16 protein-coding genes are annotated in these 16681 nt (G+C 67.0%); 7 read left to right on the top strand and 9 right to left on the bottom strand.

Annotated features, from left to right (window positions below):
• Positions 1–145: 145 nt before the first annotated feature.
• The 8 genes from PCA_RS05515 to PCA_RS05480 form a co-directional block, all read right to left on the bottom strand.
• Complete coding sequence (locus PCA_RS05515) at positions 146–694, bottom strand: hypothetical protein (RefSeq protein ID WP_181301596.1); 549 nt, start codon at positions 692–694, stop codon at positions 146–148.
• Between the two features lie 66 nt (positions 695–760).
• A complete protein-coding gene (locus PCA_RS05510) occupies positions 761–1888 on the bottom strand; it encodes a PilW family protein (protein WP_255436684.1) in 1128 nt (375 codons plus the stop codon).
• A gap of 58 nt (positions 1889–1946) precedes the next feature.
• The gene (gene pilV, locus PCA_RS05505) at positions 1947–2393 is read right to left on the bottom strand and encodes a type IV pilus modification protein PilV (RefSeq protein WP_181301595.1); all 447 of its coding nucleotides are present in this window, start codon (positions 2391–2393) and stop codon (positions 1947–1949) included.
• Positions 2394–2404: 11 nt separating this feature from the next.
• Positions 2405–2992: a GspH/FimT family pseudopilin gene (locus tag PCA_RS05500; RefSeq protein ID WP_181301594.1), complete on the bottom strand. Its 588-nt coding sequence runs from the start codon at positions 2990–2992 to the stop codon at positions 2405–2407.
• Positions 2989–3456 (bottom strand): type IV pilin protein, encoded by a 468-nt coding sequence (locus tag PCA_RS05495; RefSeq protein ID WP_304624777.1) that lies wholly within the window; start codon positions 3454–3456, stop codon positions 2989–2991. The genes PCA_RS05500 and PCA_RS05495 overlap by 4 nt, the downstream gene beginning before the upstream one ends.
• 176 nt (positions 3457–3632) lie before the next feature.
• Entirely contained in the window at positions 3633–4373 is a 741-nt protein-coding gene (locus tag PCA_RS05490; protein WP_343204416.1) for a tetratricopeptide repeat protein, read from the bottom strand.
• A 14-nt stretch (positions 4374–4387) separates the two neighbouring features.
• On the bottom strand, positions 4388–5074 hold the full coding sequence (locus PCA_RS05485; protein ID WP_181301592.1) for a Fe2+-dependent dioxygenase: 687 nt from the start codon (positions 5072–5074) through the stop codon (positions 4388–4390).
• Between the two features lie 103 nt (positions 5075–5177).
• Complete coding sequence (locus tag PCA_RS05480; protein ID WP_181301591.1) at positions 5178–7475, bottom strand: TonB-dependent receptor; 2298 nt, start codon at positions 7473–7475, stop codon at positions 5178–5180.
• A gap of 299 nt (positions 7476–7774) precedes the next feature.
• Between PCA_RS05480 and panE the strand changes: the two genes are divergently transcribed.
• The 7 genes from panE to PCA_RS05445 all read left to right on the top strand — a co-directional run bounded on the left by panE (position 7775) and on the right by PCA_RS05445 (position 14521).
• Complete coding sequence (gene panE, locus PCA_RS05475) at positions 7775–8704, top strand: 2-dehydropantoate 2-reductase (RefSeq protein ID WP_181301590.1); 930 nt, start codon at positions 7775–7777, stop codon at positions 8702–8704.
• 294 nt (positions 8705–8998) lie between these two features.
• Positions 8999–9607 carry a TetR/AcrR family transcriptional regulator gene (locus PCA_RS05470; protein WP_181301589.1) on the top strand — a complete coding sequence of 203 codons (609 nt, stop codon included), beginning with the start codon at positions 8999–9001 and terminating at the stop codon, positions 9605–9607.
• Complete coding sequence (locus PCA_RS05465) at positions 9604–10755, top strand: efflux RND transporter periplasmic adaptor subunit (protein WP_181301588.1); 1152 nt, start codon at positions 9604–9606, stop codon at positions 10753–10755. The genes PCA_RS05470 and PCA_RS05465 overlap by 4 nt, the downstream gene beginning before the upstream one ends.
• The gene (locus PCA_RS05460) at positions 10752–11951 is read left to right on the top strand and encodes an ABC transporter permease (RefSeq protein ID WP_181301587.1); all 1200 of its coding nucleotides are present in this window, start codon (positions 10752–10754) and stop codon (positions 11949–11951) included. The genes PCA_RS05465 and PCA_RS05460 overlap by 4 nt, the downstream gene beginning before the upstream one ends.
• Before the next feature lie 4 nt (positions 11952–11955).
• Positions 11956–12666 carry an ABC transporter ATP-binding protein gene (locus PCA_RS05455; protein ID WP_181301586.1) on the top strand — a complete coding sequence of 237 codons (711 nt, stop codon included), beginning with the start codon at positions 11956–11958 and terminating at the stop codon, positions 12664–12666.
• A gap of 69 nt (positions 12667–12735) precedes the next feature.
• Positions 12736–12939, top strand: coding sequence for a DUF2892 domain-containing protein (locus PCA_RS05450; RefSeq protein ID WP_181301585.1), 204 nt, complete (start codon positions 12736–12738; stop codon positions 12937–12939).
• Positions 12940–12949: 10 nt separating this feature from the next.
• Positions 12950–14521: an efflux transporter outer membrane subunit gene (locus PCA_RS05445; protein ID WP_181301584.1), complete on the top strand. Its 1572-nt coding sequence runs from the start codon at positions 12950–12952 to the stop codon at positions 14519–14521.
• Between the two features lie 147 nt (positions 14522–14668).
• On the opposite strand, the gene PCA_RS05440 is transcribed toward PCA_RS05445, so the two are convergent.
• On the bottom strand, positions 14669–16681 hold a 2013-nt coding region (locus PCA_RS05440; protein ID WP_181301583.1), incomplete at its 5' end, for a M13-type metalloendopeptidase.

Genomic DNA, 16681 nt, shown 5'->3' with positions numbered 1-16681 from the left:
AACTTGTCGAAGCCGCAATTTGCGCCTGCTTCTCGATGGATGAAAAGCTGCCCTTGACCTTCCTGTGCGCGAGTGCTGACTGCGTCGGGCACATGTCTGCTGTCTGCATGATCAAGATTCGCCTGTCGCTGTGCGACTACCTCGGTCAGCGCATTACGGATTGCACATAACCCACGGTATTTTTCGGACCAACCACCTTTACGCTAAGGCGGAAAGCCGCATAGGCACCCGAGGTGAACGGTGGCCCGTTGTCCTTGGTCTGGTTGGAGACGGAACCACCCTGGATGGAAGCGCCTGGTACGATGCAGGTCTTGGGGTCGGCTGGACCGATGTTGGGACAGAGTCGTTCCACCACATAGAACACCTTGTCGCCGCTGGTTACCCCAAGCACGGTACCGATGCCACCCGCGGTTTCGTTCACCAATACATCGGGTAGATCCTTGTCGGTGCGAACGGTAGCCGCTTGCGGGGTGGCGTAATAACCCAGGCTGGTCACGTTGTTGTCACTGGTTGGTTCATTGAAGATGATCTTGGCTTTGGCATCCTCATAGGCGAGTGCAGCCTCTTGGATCACTGTCTGGCGAAAGGCAACGCGGCCGGCGATGGTGTTGCTGGTATCCACGGAACGCATCAGGGCCACGGCGGCCAGCACGGTCACGACCAGGACGATGATGGCGAGCAGGGTCGCGATCATGCCGCGTTGATTCCGCGGTCCGTGCCTGCCTGTCATTCCAACGCTCTTTGTGCTCATGTGGGCGGCTCAGAAGTACTTGGTGATAAGTGCGTTGTGGATCGGGATCGTGGTGTCGTAGACCTTGTACCGATAATGCGGTTGCGTGGTGATCGTGTATTTCACGGTTGGCTGGTCGGGGAACAGCACCAAACTGCCGCCGTTTGTGTAATCGGATGCGTGCTCGGGCAACTTGCTTTGCGCAACGATGGACACGCGAACGGCCTTGATCTGGTTCATGGCTGCAGCGGCGGCAGCTGTGGTCGCGGTAAGCGTCCCGATGGACCATGCCCCTGTGGGCTGTACCCATGTATCGACAACGTCCGGATCCTCACCGGCCCCGCCACTGCCATCGTGGATGCCATACAGGGCCTTGATCTGCACGATGCCGTCGGCGACGGGAAGCACGGCAGCGGCGAGGCCGTTCACCGGGCGCTGCAGCAGATCGAACGAGACCAGGGAGTGGCTGGTCGCATCGACGCCGTACAGGCTGATGACGGGCTCGGTTCCCATGTCGAAGACGTACGAATTGACCGTATTTATCAAGCCCGTGCTCGGGCTTCCGGGTACGGACAGCGTGATGTTGTTCGAGGCATCGGGCGCCGTCGCGGCAAGTGCCAGGGCACAGGTACCGTCGGAGCGGATGCCCAGCAGGTAGTCGCCTTGGTTGATACCGAACGAGTTGCCGAGCACCACATGGGAGGCATCCGGAGTGCCGGTGACAGGTGCCTTGAACACCCGCAGCGCCGGGTTGCCGCCAATGATGCCGATTACATCGGGCAGCACGTTGCCGCCGGCATCGGTGCCGCCATCGGCCACAAGTACCGGTACGGCGCGGGTGGCTAGCGGCCAAGTGTCGAACGGCGCAGGCAGTGCCCCGGCGAGCGGTAGCCGTTTTGTGCTCGACGACCATGCCTCCATCGGGCAACCCCACAGGCCGTAGCGATTGCCTTGCACCATGCCGGAACCGGCCGTGCGGATCTGCTGTTCCAGGGAGTACAGCGAATAGCTGCCGCTCTGCTGGGCATCGTCGCCGCTGGTCGTGGTTCGTTTGCGACCCTCGTACACCGCGAAAGCCGACATGATGGCGAGAATGCAGATGAGGCTTACGAGCATGCCGACCATGAGCTCGATCAGACTGAAGCCCCGATGGCGCATCGTCGCCGCACAATGCGTGTCGCATGCGCAGGCATGGTCGCCGTGGGTGAACGCTTTGTCAGCGGGTGATTTGGGTGATGGAGACATAGTTGTGGGGGCCGGTGTCGTTCGGAGCTTTCCACTTGACGGTGACGGTGACGAGATTGTCGGCCCCGACTACGATGCTGGGCGGATAAGCCGCTGCCGCGGGCAGACAACTGGTGGATGCAGTAGCGGACTTGCAATCGAGGGTTGCAGCCCATGTCGTATAACCGGTCCCGCCGGTACCGGAGGCGCCCGCGTAATTGGTCGACAGCACAGTCGGATCGCTGGTCCACATCTGCGCTATCACCTGATCGGCCAGCATCGCGGCGTCGGTACGGTACTTTGCATCGCCGGCGAGTTTTATCGCGGCTGCCTGCAGAGTCACCATGCCCAGGATGCCGATCGAGAAAATCACGATCGCGACCAGTGCATCGAGCAGTACGATGCCTCGTTGCAAAGGAACACGACCACCAGTTTTCATGCGCCTGGTCTTCACTTGCACCCCTGGGGACTGGTGCTCAATGGAAGTTGGGGATCGCACATGCGCACCTGGCCTCCGGGTGAAATGGTGGTAACCAGTCGCCGGCTGCCTGCCTGCGCCGCATAAGCATCAATGCGCAGCAGCGACGTAGTGCCATATGCTGTCGGTCGGCCCAGCGGGTCGAATGTGATGCCGGCGGGTAATCCGCCCGTGAGGCCGGTGTCAAAGGTCGTGCTTTGGGCGATGGCGACGCTGGCGCCAACCAGGACACCCCCAGCGCCACCACTGGCCACAAAACTCTGGATCGGAACCGCCCCGGTATCGGTGCAACTCGTCGCCGTCGCCGTCAAGGCGCATACGGTCCAGTCGGCGGTGGCCGCAGCGGAGGTCAGTTCGAACCGGACGTCGAGATCGCGTTGAGTAGCTTCATTGCGGGCCAGACGCAAGCCATTCTGGATGGATTCCGAGGCATTGCGGATGCGGCTGTTGAGTATCCACTCCTGATAACTGGGAACGCCAAGCAGCACCAGCACGGCGAAAATGACAATCGTCACCATCAGTTCAATCAAGCTGAAACCGTGCTGGGGCGCCGGGTTCATTGGCAGCCTCCACCCTTGCGCATGACCCAGCAATCGATGGGGGCCGTTCCCCAGCCAGCCGGGGTGGCGGTGGTCTGACGGTTGTTGTTGTTATCGATCTGGAATGTAAAGTCGGCAACCGGAGTTCCGGTCTTGCCAGTCGCGGTTGCCGTATACGCTTCGCCAGCGGAACTACCGCTGGCGGGCGCACATGCGACAGTGAAATAGGTGTACGTACTCGCTGCTACCGCTACGCCACAGGCTGATCCCTTGTCATAGGTGCGGTTGTCTTGGTAGTACTGCTCCATGCTGACGCGATAGGCCGACAAGGCGTTGTAGGCCTCGCTCAGTTTGCTGCGGGTGACGTAGTCCATGTAGCTGGGGATGGCGATCGCCGCCAGGATTGCGATGATCGCAACCACAATCATCAATTCGATCAACGTGAAGCCGCAAACCGGCAAGCGGCGCATGCGCGTCCTCTTCATCGTGATGTTTCCCCGGTGATTGAATTCAACTTCGGTCCGCAACGGGTTGCGGACGCAGCACGATTATGCATGCGGTGGATAATCAGGTGCCCGCCGCTGATCGAGTTTTTGCTACCACCTGTCGACGCAAGAATTTGCGTTGAAGGCGCGGATGCGGGCTGCGCTCAAGCGAGGGATCAAGCGTCTGCGCGCGGCGTGCTGAGCTCGTCGATCCATATCGCGAGCCGGTGCAAGGCCACATGCGCAGATGGACGCAGTTGCGCAGCGAGCGGGCCAAGATAGTGCGTCGGCGCGAGCGGGATGGCGCGTTCTATCAACGGGACGGCTTCGTCGACGCGGCCCATGCCGGCGAGCACCGAGGCCCAGCTGCACAGGCCGCGATAGTCGCCGAGTTCCGCGGATTGGCGGTAGAGATCGAACGCGCGGTCGAGGTTCACCGGCGTCTCCCAGCCGTGTTCGTGGAACTGGCCGAGGAAGTGCATGGCGCGCGCGTGACCCAGTGCGGCGGCGCGCCGGAACAGCGTGAAGGCGGCGACGCGGTCGGCGGCCATGCCGCGGCCGTTCCAGTGCATGTGGGCGAGGTTGTAGATCGCCCAGTCGAGGTTGTGCGCGGCGGCGCGGCGGTACCACACGGCGGCGAGCGGGAAGTCCACGGCCACGCCCCAGCCGTTCTCGCAGCAGCGGCCCAGCATGTTCATTGCCATCGGCACGCCGGCATGGGCGGCGCGCTGGAACCAGTAGTGCGCTTCGGCCGCGTCGCGCGGCACGACGTTGCCGTCGAGATGGAGCTGGCCCAGCCAGGCCTGCGCCTCGGCGTCGTCGGCGCGGGCGGCGTCGCGCAAGGCGACGATGGCGGCGGCGGGATCGTCGCGCAGTTGCTGCGCCAGCGCGTCCGCATCCAGGCGCCGTGCGTACACGGGCGCGTCCTGCCTCAACTCTCCGCCCATTGCCTGAGCAGGTTGTGGTAGACGCCGGTGAGCGAGAGCAGGGCGTCCGCATCGGCGCCGCTGGCGGTGAGCGACTGGATCGTCACGTCGAGTTCGAACAGGATGCGGCGCTGGCCGTCGCCGCGCACCAGGCTCTGGATCCAGAAGAACGCGGCGACCCGCGCGCCGCGCGTCACCGGCTGCACCTTGTGCAGGCTGCTGCCGGGGTAGAGCACCAGGTGGCCGGCGGGCAGCTTCACCTCATGCGTGCCGAAGTTGTCCTCGATCACCAGTTCGCCGCCGTCGTATTCCTCCGGCGAGGCGAGGAACAGCGTGGCGGAGAGGTCGGTGCGCACGGTCTGCGCGGGCTGGCGCGTGCGGTCGTAGCGCACGGCGTTGTCGACGTGCATGCCGAAGTCCTGTCCTTCGCCGTAGCGGTTGAACAGTGGCGGATAGACATGCCGCGGCAGCGCGCCGGCGAAGAAGGTGGGATTGCGCAACACCGCGTCGGTGACGACGGCGCCGAGTTCGCGGGCGAGCGGGTCGTCCTCGCGCAGCTGGCCGTTGCGCTTGGCCTGGGCGGACTGGTAGCCGGCGGTGACGCGCCCGTCGGCCCACTCGGCGCCGTCCAGCCGCGTGCGGAACTGCGCGATCTGCTCGGCGTCGAGGATGTCGGGGATGTGCAGCAGCATGGTGATCCTTGTGGAGTGCCGCAACCCGCTCCCGTGGGGGAGCGGGTTGCAGAGGGTGCGCGGTGCGGACCGGCGGTGGTGCCCAAGCCGGGCGGCTACGCGCCTACAGCCTGAAGTCCGCGGTCAGCATCGCCGCGCGGCCGGGCGCCACCGCGACGTAGTGCGTGGTGTAGGCCTCGTTGAAGTAGTACTTGTCGGTGAGGTTCTGCACGTTGAGCTGCAGCGTGAGGTGCGGGTTCACCACGTACGCGGCCATCGCGTCGTAGCGGGTGTAGCCGGGCACCCACTTGGTGTTGTCGGCGTTGCCGTAGACCTTGCCCATCGCGAACGCGCCGCCGCCGATGGTGAGGCGCTGGGTGACCGCATACGTGGTCCACACGCTCAGGCTGTCCTCGGGCGTGTTGGGGAATCGCTTGCCGAGGCTGGCCGGGTCGCCGGGGGCGGCCTTCACCAGCTTGCTGTCGAGGTGGGTGTAGCCGCCGTAGACGGTCCAGCGCTCGGTGAGCTTGCCGTTGACGCCGATCTCCACGCCGTCCACGCGCTGCTTGCCGGCGTTGATCTGCGCGCTGCCGCGGCCGCCGGTGGCGACGCGGGCGTTGCTCATCTCGGTGCGGAACACCGCGGCGGACAGCGAAATGCGCTCGTCCAGCAGGCTCCACTTGCTGCCCAGCTCCAGGTTGCGGCTGTTCTCCGGCTTGAGATCCTGGTTGGTGACCGCGATGCCGTCGGCGCCGTCGCCCGCATCCACGCCGGGCGGGGTGGAGGAGGTGCCCCAGGACAGGTATACGCTGCCGTTCTTAGCGGGCTTCCAGACCAGGCCGGCCTGGTAGTTCCAGAAGTTGCTGTCGTTGCTCAGGCGCGCCGCCGCGCTGGTGGAGCGGGTGCGGAAGCTGTCGAAGCGCGCGCCGAGGTTCAGCTCCCACTGCTCGGAGAGCGTCATGGTGTCGAAGGCCCAGGCCGAGCGGGTGTTGGTGACGATGTTGGTCGGTGCGTTGGCGCGCGTGATCGGGCTGTTCCACGGATCGTGCGGGTTCGGATTCAGCACCGGGGCACACCAGTATCCGGAGACCGCGCCGATACCCGGCTTGCAGGCGCCGTTGACGATGCTGCCGGTCTGGCTTGGGTACACCTTGCCGGTGGCGGGATCGATCGCGCCGAGGATGTAGCTGTCGCGCCAGGTCTTCTCGCGGGCCAGCTCGGCGCCGATGGCGACACTATGCTTGATGCTGCCGGTGGTGAACTCGCCGGTGAGGTCGGTCTGGTTGGTGAGGCTGTCGGTGCTGCTGACGCGATTGTTGCCGCGCCGCCACACGCCGCCGTTCAACAGGAAGTTGCCGTTGCTGTCGTCGGGAAGGGTCCAGATGTAGTCGTTGGTGGAACGCGCATACACGCTGCTGTTGCGCAGCAGCCAGCCGCCGCCGAAATCGTGCTGCACGCGGATGGTGCCGACGTCGTTGTCCTGGCGCTGGAAGTCGCGGTCGAGCAGGCCGTAGAAGGTGTCGTGCGGCACGGCTATCGGCTTGCCGCTGCCGTTGAGATGCGCGTTGGGGCTGGTGGCGGCGAACGGGTTGTCGTACGGGATGCCGCTGTCGGGTATGTCGTTGCTGTGCAGGTGGTAGTAGCCCAGCGTGACGCTGGTGGGCTGGCCCAGGCCGAAGGTGATCGAGGGCGCCACGCCCCAGCGCTTCTGCTGCGGGCCGTTGCGGTCGGGCACGTCGCTGTGGTGATCCATCACGTTGAGGCGGAACGCCACGTCGTCGCCCACGCGCTGGTTCCAGTCGACGGTGGCGCGGGCGTAGGTATCGCTGCCCACGCCCACGCTGGCGTGCATGAAGTCGTGCGCTTCCGGCGCCTTGGTCACCAGGTTGATGCTGCCGCCGGCCGAGCCGCGTCCGCTGTAGGCGGAGCTGGGGCCCTTGGTCACCTCGATCTGCTCGATGTCGAAGATCTCGCGCGACTGCGAACCGGAACTGCGCACGCCGTCGATGAACAGCGAGCTTTGCGAATCGAAGCCGCGGATGAAGGGGCGGTCGCCGTTCGGGTTGCCGCCTTCGCCGGCGCCGAAGGTGATGCCCGGCACCGTGCGCAGCGCGTCCACCAGCGAGTTGGAGCCGGTCTGCTGGATGACCTGCGCGGGGATCACGTCGATCGAGCGCGGCGTGTCCAGCAGGTTTGCAGTGAGCTTGGGCGAGGTGGCATTGAGCGTGTTCGCCTGCACCTGCACGCCCTTGAGCTGGGTGGTTTGCGGGCCGGTGGCCGGCGGCTCCGGCGGGCTGGCGGTGTTGTCGGCGGCGGTGGCATGGGCAGACACCAGCGCGAGGCCGATGGTGGAGGCGAGCAGGTGTTTCGGGGCGGCGGGGCGGGAGCGTACGGCGACCAGCGGCGACGAAGAGGCGGACATCGTGTTTCCTTTGAGATTGCAGTCGGAGCCGGCGCTGCGAGGCGCCGGTTCGCGCTTTGGGTTGAAAGAGGCGCGGTGTGGCTGCAACGACCTGTGGCGAACCGCATGCGGGGCGGTGGAGCGCGTGCATCGATGCCGGTGACACGCTCCCCCTGACCGCCGGCAAGATAAGGCAAACGATAATGATTCGCAATATATAGTTGCGAAAAAGTGGGTCGCGCCCGGTTGCTTCGGCATCCGCCGTGCGACGCGTTACCCTGACCGGCGTTTCGACGGGAACGGTCACGAGGAGAGCAGGCATGCGCATGCTGGTTGTCGGCGCCGGCGCCACCGGCGGTTACTTTGGTGGGCGCCTGCTGCAGGCAGGGCAGGACGTGAGCTTCCTGGTGCGCGAACGACGCGCGGCGCTGCTCGCGCACAACGGCTTGCGCATCCGCAGCGCGCTGGGCGACGCCGATCTCCCCGCGCCGCCCACCGTGACCGCGGCCACGCTGCGCGAGCCGTTCGATCTCGTGCTGCTGAGCTGCAAGGCATGGGACCTGCCGCAGGCGATCGAGGACATCGCGCCCGCGATGGGCGAACGCAGCGCGGTGCTGCCCATCCTCAACGGCATGCGCCAGCTCGACCTGCTCGACGCGCGCTTCGGCGCCGCGCGGGTGCTGGGCGGCCAATGCGTGATCGCCGCCACGCTGGACGCCGACGGCGCCGTGCGTCATCTCAACCGTTCGCACAGCCTCAGCTTCGGTGCGCGCGACGGCGGCGATCCGGAACGCGTGCAGCGCGTCGCGCAGGCGATGGCCGGCGCGAACTTCGAACCGCACGCCAGCACCGCCATCGTGCAGGACATGTGGGACAAGTGGGTGTTCCTCGCCAGCCTCGCCGGCATCACCTGCCTGCTGCGCGCGCCGGTGGGCGACATCATGGCCGCGCCCGGCGGCCGCGAGGCCGCGCTGGCCTTGTTCGACGAGTGTCGCCGCGTCGCCGCCGCCTGTGGCCACGAACCGCACCCGGCAGTGCTGCAGCGGGGCAGCGACGTGCTCACCGAAACCGGCTCCGCGCTCAGCGCCTCGATGATGCGCGACCTCGAACACGGCGGCCGCGTCGAGGCCGACCACGTGATCGGCGACCTGCTGGCCCGCGGCGAGGCACACGGCGTGGACACGCCGATGCTGCGGCTGGCCTACACCCACCTCAAGGCCTACGAGGTGCGCAGCGCGCACGCGGCGTAGCGAAGCGCCGCGCCGACCATGAACCGCGTCGCCGCGAACGCGACGCGGTGGTTCTGACGGCGGATGGGTGGAATCGCTGCGCCCGACCGCGGAACACGCTGTGGCCCGGCCGTCTGGTCCGGCGTGCGTGCGCCATGCCACGCCCGTGTCGCATTGCAGACGCACCTGCGGAAGTCCTCCCTCCTGGTCCGGCCGGGCTGAAGATCGCCGTGGCCGGCTTTTCGGGCGCGCCTTGTTGCAATTGGCCTGCACAACGGTAAGATAGTAATAACTTACTTACTTATGGCGCAGATCATGGGCAGCATTCGCAGGCATCTACCGGCCGACGAGCGGCGTGCGGTCATCGTCGAGGCCGTGGTCGGGCTGGCGGCCGAGCAGAATCCCGGCGACATCACGACCACGGCCATCGCGCAGCGCATGGGGCTGACCCAGGGGGCGTTGTTCCGCCACTTCCCGACCAAGGAAGCGATCCTGGAGGCGGTGATGTCCTGGGTCGGGGACCACCTGCTGGCGCGGGTGGACGCGGCGGCCGAAGGCGTTGCGTCGCCGGTCGCGGCGCTGGAGGCGGTCTTCATGGCGCACGTCGACTTCGTGACCGAGCACCCGGGCGTGCCGAGGATGCTGTTCGGCGAATTGCAGCGGCAGGGGGAGACTTTGCCGAAGCGCATCGTGCAGACCTTGATCCGCCGCTACGGCGAACGCCTGCACCGCCTGCTCGAAGCCGGCAAGGCGCAGGGCGAACTGGATGCGGGACTGAACGCGGATGCCGCCGTGGTCCTGTTCATCGGCACGATCCAGGGATTGGTGATGCAGTCGCTGCTGGCGGGCGACGTGGCGCGTATCCGTCGCGACGCGCCGGGCGTGTTCGCGATCTATCGCCGCGGCATCGGGAGCGGCCAATGAAATTCCCCCGCCTGCAGCGGCGCACGCTCGCGCTGATCGCGGTCATTGCGCCGTTCGTCCTGCTGTTCGCGTTCGTCGTCCTGCGCTCGGGTCCGCTGGCGCCGGTGGCGGTGACCGTGTCCACCACGGAGCCGCAGGCCATCGCGCCGGCGTTGTCGGGCATCGGCACGGTGCAGGCACGCTACACGTACAGGATCGGCCCGACCTATGCCGGGCGGGTCGCGCGGCTGGACGTGCACGTGGGCGACGTGGTCAGGGCGGGCCAGGTATTGGGCGAGATGGACCCGGTGGACCTGGACCAGCGCATCGGCGCACAGCAGGCCGCGATCGGCAGCGCCGAAGCCGCCTTGCGGCAGGCCGAGGCGAAGCGTGCCTTCGCGCAGACCCAGGCGAACCGCTACGAGCAGCTGCTGGCTGCGCGCAGCACCAGCGAGGAAAACGCCGCGACCCGGCGGCAGGAGCTGGCGGTCGCCAACGCGGCGCTGGAAGCGGCGCGCGGAGACGCCGGCCGCATGCGCGCCGAACTGGAAGCCTTGCGCGCGCAACGCGGCAACCTGCGGCTGGTGGCGCCGGTCGCCGGACTGGTGACCGCGCGCGATGCGGACCCCGGTACGACCGTGGTGGCGGGCCAGCCGGTCGTCGAGCTGATCGATCCCGCGAGCCTGTGGATCGATACGCGCTTCGACCAGATCAGCGCGGAAGGTCTGGCCGCCGGCTTGCCCGCCCGCATCGTGCTGCGCTCGCGGCCGGGCGGGTTCCAGCCGGGCCGCGTGCTGCGGATCGAACCCCTGGCCGACGCGGTAACGGAAGAAACGCTGGCCAAGATCGTCTTCGACACGCCGCTGTCGCCGCTGCCGCCGGTGGGGGAACTGGCCGAAGTCACCGTGCAACTGCCCGCATTGCCCGTCGCGCCGACGATTCCCAACGCCGCCATCCGCACGGTCGGCGGGAAGCGCGGCGTGTGGAAGCTCGCCGGCGGCAAGCTCGCCTTCGCGCCGGTCGTGCTCGGCCGTTCCGATCTCGACGGTCGCGTGCAAGTGGCGAAGGGGCTGGCCGCCGGCGACCGGCTGGTGGTGTACAGCGAGAAGGCGCTCACTGCGCGCAGCCGCATCCACGTGGTCGATCGCCTTCCCGGGGTGTTGCCGTGATCAGCCTGGCCGGACGCGACATCCTGCATGCCTGGGGAAAATTCATCTTCACCGGCATCGGCCTGGGCCTGCTGATCGGCGTGACGCTGACCATGGCCGGGGTGTATCGCGGCATGGTGGACGACGGCAAGGTCCTGCTGGACAACAGCGGCGCCGATCTCTGGGTAGTGCAGAAAGGCACCCTCGGCCCCTACGCCGAATCCTCCAGCATCCCCGATGACCTGTGGCGCAGCATCCGCGCCATGCCCGGCGTGGCGCAGGCGGCGAACGTCACCTATCTGACCATGCAGGTGGGCAAGGGCGACGAGGACGTCAGGGCGATGGTGGTGGGTATCGCCGCGGGCGAACCCGGCGTTCCGGGCTGGCCGCCCCATCTCGTCGCCGGACGCCAGATCACCCGCGGGCACTACGAGGCCGTGGCCGACCTCGCCACCGGTTTCCAACTCGGCGATGCGCTCCAGATCCGCCGCAACCGCTACACCGTGGTCGGCCTGACGCGCCGCATGGTTTCGTCGAACGGCGACCCGATGGTGTTCGTTCCGCTGAAGGACGCGCAGGAGGCCCAGTTCCTCAAGGACAACGACGCCATCCTCATGCAGCGCCGCCGCACCGAAGCGAATCCGGCCTTCAACCGCCCCGGCGTGCCGGGCCTGCTGGACGCGGTGATCGGCTCGCAGACCGGCAACAGCTACGTCAACGCCATCCTGGTACGCATCCGGCCCGAGTTCACGCCGCAGGAAGTGGCCGAACCGATCCGTCGCTGGAAACGGCTCACGGTGTACGACCGCACGCAGATGGAAGGCATCCTGATCGGCAAGCTGATCGCCACGTCGGCGCGGCAGATCGGCATGTTCCTGGCGATCCTGGCGATCGTCAGCGCGGCCATCGTGGCCTTCATCATCTACACGCTGACCATGGACAAGATCCGCGAAATCGCCGTGCTCAAGCTCATCGGCACGCGCAACCGCACGATCGCCGCCATGATCATGCAGCAGGCGCTGGTGCTCGGCGTGATCGGTTTCGTCGTGGGCAAGATCACGGCCACGTTCGCTGCGCCGCTGTTCCCGAAGTACGTGCTGCTGGTGCCGGGCGACACGGTCGCGGGCTTCTTTGCCGTGCTCGCGATCTGCGTGCTTTCCAGCGTCGTCGCCATCCGCATGGCGCTCAAGGTCGATCCGGCCGAGGCCATTGGGTAAGGGCATGAGCGCAAGAGGCATCCGCATCGAGAACCTGAGCAAGCGCTTCGGCGAAGGCGACACCGCCGTCCTTGCCTTGAAAGACGTGAACATGCAAGTGGCGCCCGGCGAAGTGGTCGGCCTGATCGGTCCCTCCGGCTCGGGCAAGAGCACCCTGCTCAAGTGCCTGGGCGCGGTGATCGACCCGACGTCCGGCCGCATGATCCTGGACGACACGGTGATCTACGACGACGGCTGGAAGGTACGCGACCTGCGCGCCTTGCGCCGCGACAAGATCGGTTTCGTATTCCAGGCGCCTTACCTCATCCCGTTCCTCGACGCGACCGACAACGTGGCGCTGCTGCCGATGCTGGCCGGCGTGTCCAACGACGAGGCGCGCCAGCGTGCGCTGGAACTGCTGACCGCGCTGGACGTGCAGCATCGCGCCCAGGCCATGCCCTCGCAATTGTCGGGCGGCGAACAGCAGCGCGTGGCCATCGCGCGCGGGCTGGTGAACCGGCCGCCGGTGATCCTTGCCGACGAACCGACCGCGCCGCTGGACTCGCAGCGCGCCATGGCGGTGATCCGCATTTTGAACGACATGGCCAGGCGATTCGAGACCGCCGTCATCGTCGTCACCCACGACGAAAAGATCATCCCGACCTTCAAGCGCATCTACCACATCCGCGACGGCGTGACCCACGAGGAAGCCGGCGAGGGACGCGGTTTCGACTGACCGCACAAACCGGGCCGCCGCAAAGTCGGCCGTGACCGCACATCCCACCACCCAGCGAGGAACAGCACCATGCAAATCAATGTCGGAGGCATCGATCGCCTCATCCGTATCGTCGTCGGACTATTGCTGTTGAGCCTGCCGCTCTGGCTCGATACGCCGTGGCGCTGGTTCGGCCTGATCGGCGTGATGCCGTTGCTGACCGGCATCGCCGGGCGCTGTCCGGGCTACCGCCTGCTGGGACTGAACACCTGCCCGTTGCGCAGGCCGCGGTGAGCTGGCGATCATGAACAGCGCCGTTTCGATCCACCGCAATGCGGCAGGTCGCCCGAGGCTGCGGGGTGCTCCAGTGCGGGTGGTGCTTTCGTCGCTTCTTGCCGGATTGCTGGCGGGCTGTGCCGCCGGGCCCGACTTCAAGCAGCCAGCGCCTCCCGACGCATCCGGCTACACGACGACGCCATTGCCCGTCCAGACGGCAGCCGCAGCGACGGGGCTTGGAGATGCGCAACGCTTCGATGTCGGCGCGGACGTCGGCGCGCAGTGGTGGCACGGCCTGAACTCCCGCCGGCTGGATGCGTGGATCGAGCAGGCTTTCCTGGCCAGTCCCACGCTGGCGTCCGCCAAGGCCACCTTGCGGCAGGCGCAGGAGACCTATTCGGCGCAGGCCGGATCGACGCTCTATCCACGCGTCGATGCAGGTGTCTCCGCGCAGCGCCAACGCCTGAATCCGAACATGCTCGGCCAGGCTGGCGAGGCGCGCGAATTCAGTTTGTACAACGCCAGCATCGGCGTGCATTACCGGCTCGATCTGGCTGGCGGCAACCGGCGGGCGCTGGAAGCGCTGGCCGCCCGTGCGGACTTTCGGCGCCACGAACTGGACGGCGCCCGCCTGACCCTGGCCGCCAACATCGCCACGACCGCGATTGCCCGGGCCAGGCTTGCCGGCCAGATCGCGGCAACGGAAGCCGTGATCCATGCGCAGGACGAGCAGTTGCAACTGACCCGGGAGCGGGTGCGTCTCGGCAATGCTTCGCCGGACGATGTGCTGGCACTCCAGACCCAGGTGGAACAGACGCGTGCCGGGTTGCCATTGCTGCGCAAGCAACTGGAAGCAAGCGAGCATCTTCTGGCCGTACTCGCCGGGCAGGCGCCGGGAGCGGCGAAGGTGCCGGATTTCGCGCTGGACGAGTTCAGGCTGCCTTCCGACCTGCCCGTGGTTCTGCCTTCCGAACTGGTACGTCGTCGCCCCGACATCCAGGCGGCCGAGGCGCTGTTGCACGTCGCGAACGCCGAATACGGGGTGGCGGTGGCCAAGCTGTACCCGCAGCTCGACCTCAGCGCCGGCCTCGGCACGCAAGCGTTGACCACGGGGGCATTGTTCGGCGGCGGCTCGGCCGTGTGGAGCGTGCTGGGCCAGCTGACCCAGCCGCTGTTCGATCCGGGCCTGCCGGCCGAGAAACGGGCCTCGCTGGCCGCCCTCGATGCGGCGGCGGCCAACTATCGGAGCGTGGTGCTAGATGCGCTGCGCAACGTGGCCGATGCGTTGCGGGCGCTGGACCACGATGCCGATGCGCTGGCCTCGTTCGCTGCCGCCGACGCGGCGGCGCAGGCCTCGCTTGAATCCATGCGGCGCCAATACGCGCTCGGCGCTGCCAGCTACGTTCAATGGCTGGTCGCGGGGCAACGGGCGCAGCAGAGCCGAATCGATTTGATCGGCGCCCAGGCACAACGGCTTGCCGACAGCGCGGCGCTGTATCAGGCCATGGGCGGCGGCTACGGGACGCCCGCGGCGGCGAACCGCCAGGGTGTCGGCCGGGCGCAGGTGGCGGGCATCCACGGCGGGGGCCCGTCCGACTGACGGGCTTTGCCGTTTTTCCCGCTTCCGCACCCGATCCGGCGTTCGCCCGGATTCGCCGGGAACACCCGCACGAAAAAAACGCCGCGCATGCGCGCGGCGTCGAGGAGACCGCGGACCGCGACGACTGGCGTCGCGGCCCGGCGGGAATTACCAGATCTTCACCTGCTTGTCGCCCGAACGCACCATCGCGTCGCCCGGCTTGCACTGGAACGCCGAGGCGAAAGCCGGCATGTTCGACGGGGCGCCGATCGCGCGCAGCGAAGCCGGTGCGTGCGGATCGGTGTTGAGGTACAGGAGCGCCTGCTTCTCGCGCACCGAACCGCGCCACACGCGCGCCCAGTTCAGGAAGAAGCGCTGGTCCTCGGTGTAGCCGTCGATCTTCTCGCCGGCCTCCTTCGGGTTGTTCTTCAGCGCGACCTGCAGCGCGTCGTACGCCACGTTCAGGCCGCCCAGGTCGGCGATGTTCTCGCCCAGCGTGAGCTTGCCGTTGACGTGCGCGTCCGGCTTGTCCTTGATCGGCGCGTAGTCGTTGAACTGCTGCACCAGCTTGTCGGTGCGGGCGTCGAACTTGGCGCGGTCGTCCTTGGTCCACCAATTCTTGTTGTTGCCCGCGCCGTCGAACTGGCTGCCCTGGTCGTCGAAACCGTGGCTGGCCTCGTGGCCGATCACCGCGCCGATGCCGCCGTAGTTGATCGCGTCGTCGGCCTTGGCGTTGAAGAACGGCGGCTGCAGGATCGCGGCCGGGAAGTTGATCGTGTTGTCGGTCGGGTTGTAGTACGCGTTGACCGTCTGCGGGGTCATGCCCCAGTCCTTGCGGTCGGTCGGCTTGCCGATCTTGGCGATGTCGTAGTCGTAGTTGAACTTGGAGGCGGCCATCACGTTGCCGTAGTAGCTGTCGCCGTTGACGTTCAGGCCCGACCAGTCGCGCCACTTGTCCGGGTAGCCGATCTTCGGCAGGAAGGTGTTCCATTTCGCGATCGCCTGCTGCTTGGTGGCGTCGCTCATCCAGTCGAGGTTCTCGATGCGGGTCTTGAGCGCGTTGCGCACGTTGTCCACCAGCACCTGCGCGCGCTCCTTCGCCTCGGGGGTGAACACCTTGGCGACGTACAGCTGGCCAAGCGCCTCGCCCATCGACATGTTGACCGCGCCCAGCACGCGCTTCCAGCGCGGCTTCTGCTGCGGCTGGCCGGCGAGCGTCTTGCCGTAGAAGTCGAACTTGTTGTCCTGGAAGTTCTTGCTCAGGTAGTTCGAGGCGTCGTCGATGGTGTGGAAGCGCAGGTAGGCCTGCCACTGGCTGGCCGGCGCGCTGGCCAGCAGCTTGTCGAACTCGGCGAAGAACTTCGGCTGCGACAGCGAGAAGCCCTTGTCGATGGTCACGCCCTGGGCCTTGAAGAAGTTCTCCCAGTTGAAGTGCGGGGTGACCTTGTCGGCCTGCTTGACGCTGACGAAGTGGTACTGGTTCTTCGGGTCGCGCTCTTCCACCGGCGCCAGCGAGGCGGCGGCGAGCTTGGTCTCGAACGCCAGCACTTCGTCGGCCTGCTTCTTGGCGTCGGCCTCGGACACGCCGGTCAGCTGCAGCGCCTTGGCGATGTAGGCCACGTAGGCGTCGCGGAGATCCTTGTACTTGGCGTCGGTGTAGTAGTCCTTGGTGGGCAGGCCCAGGCCAGCCTGGTTGGCGTAGGCGATCTGCATGGCGGCGTTCTGGAAGTCCGCGCCGGAACCGAAGCCGAACACCAGCCCGTCGCCTTCGGCGTAGGCCTTGGTGATGTAGGCGGCCACGTCGGCGCCGTTCTTCAGCGCGGCGATCGCGTCGAGCTTGGGCTTGATCGGGTCGAAGCCGGCCTTCTCGATGGCGTCCTCGTTCATGCCGGACTGGTACAGCTGGCCGATCTTCTGCTCGATCGAGCCGGCCTGGGCCGTGGCGGCGCCCTTGGCGGCGGCGTCGACGATGTCGTGCTGGGTGTTCAGGCTGTCCTCGGCCAGCTTGTCGAAGGCGCCCCAGCGGGTGCGGTCTTCCGGGATCGGGTTCGCCGCGACCCACTTCGCGTTGACGAAGCTGTTGAAGTCGGTGCAGGCCTCGTCGCTGGGGCCCAGCTCGCTGACGTCGAACGCGGTGGTCGGCGCGGGGGCTGCGGCAGTGGTGGCGGCCGGGGCCGGGGC

The sequence above is a fragment of the Rhodanobacter sp. PCA2 genome (genome assembly GCF_013620825.1).
In the GTDB taxonomy this organism is placed as follows: Bacteria; Pseudomonadota; Gammaproteobacteria; order Xanthomonadales; family Rhodanobacteraceae; genus Rhodanobacter_A.
The sequence above is the reverse complement of the archived record's forward strand: the minus strand, read 5'-3'. Positions and strand labels throughout refer to the sequence as shown.

What these genes read in the sequence shown, in the direction of transcription:
- PCA_RS05515 (WP_181301596.1), bottom strand. Translation starts at nt 694, where the DNA reads ATGATCGCGACCCTGCTCGCCATCATCGTCCTGGTCGTGACCGTGCTG.
- PCA_RS05510 (WP_255436684.1), bottom strand. Translation starts at nt 1,888, where the DNA reads ATGCGCCATCGGGGCTTCAGTCTGATCGAGCTCATGGTCGGCATGCTC.
- pilV (WP_181301595.1), bottom strand. Translation starts at nt 2,393, where the DNA reads ATGAAAACTGGTGGTCGTGTTCCTTTGCAACGAGGCATCGTACTGCTC.
- PCA_RS05500 (WP_181301594.1), bottom strand. Translation starts at nt 2,992, where the DNA reads ATGAACCCGGCGCCCCAGCACGGTTTCAGCTTGATTGAACTGATGGTG.
- PCA_RS05495 (WP_304624777.1), bottom strand. Translation starts at nt 3,456, where the DNA reads ATGAAGAGGACGCGCATGCGCCGCTTGCCGGTTTGCGGCTTCACGTTG.
- PCA_RS05485 (WP_181301592.1), bottom strand. Translation starts at nt 5,074, where the DNA reads ATGCTGCTGCACATCCCCGACATCCTCGACGCCGAGCAGATCGCGCAG.
- PCA_RS05480 (WP_181301591.1), bottom strand. Translation starts at nt 7,475, where the DNA reads ATGTCCGCCTCTTCGTCGCCGCTGGTCGCCGTACGCTCCCGCCCCGCC.
- panE (WP_181301590.1), top strand. Translation starts at nt 7,775, where the DNA reads ATGCGCATGCTGGTTGTCGGCGCCGGCGCCACCGGCGGTTACTTTGGT.
- PCA_RS05470 (WP_181301589.1), top strand. Translation starts at nt 8,999, where the DNA reads ATGGGCAGCATTCGCAGGCATCTACCGGCCGACGAGCGGCGTGCGGTC.
- PCA_RS05465 (WP_181301588.1), top strand. Translation starts at nt 9,604, where the DNA reads ATGAAATTCCCCCGCCTGCAGCGGCGCACGCTCGCGCTGATCGCGGTC.
- PCA_RS05455 (WP_181301586.1), top strand. Translation starts at nt 11,956, where the DNA reads ATGAGCGCAAGAGGCATCCGCATCGAGAACCTGAGCAAGCGCTTCGGC.
- PCA_RS05450 (WP_181301585.1), top strand. Translation starts at nt 12,736, where the DNA reads ATGCAAATCAATGTCGGAGGCATCGATCGCCTCATCCGTATCGTCGTC.
- PCA_RS05445 (WP_181301584.1), top strand. Translation starts at nt 12,950, where the DNA reads ATGAACAGCGCCGTTTCGATCCACCGCAATGCGGCAGGTCGCCCGAGG.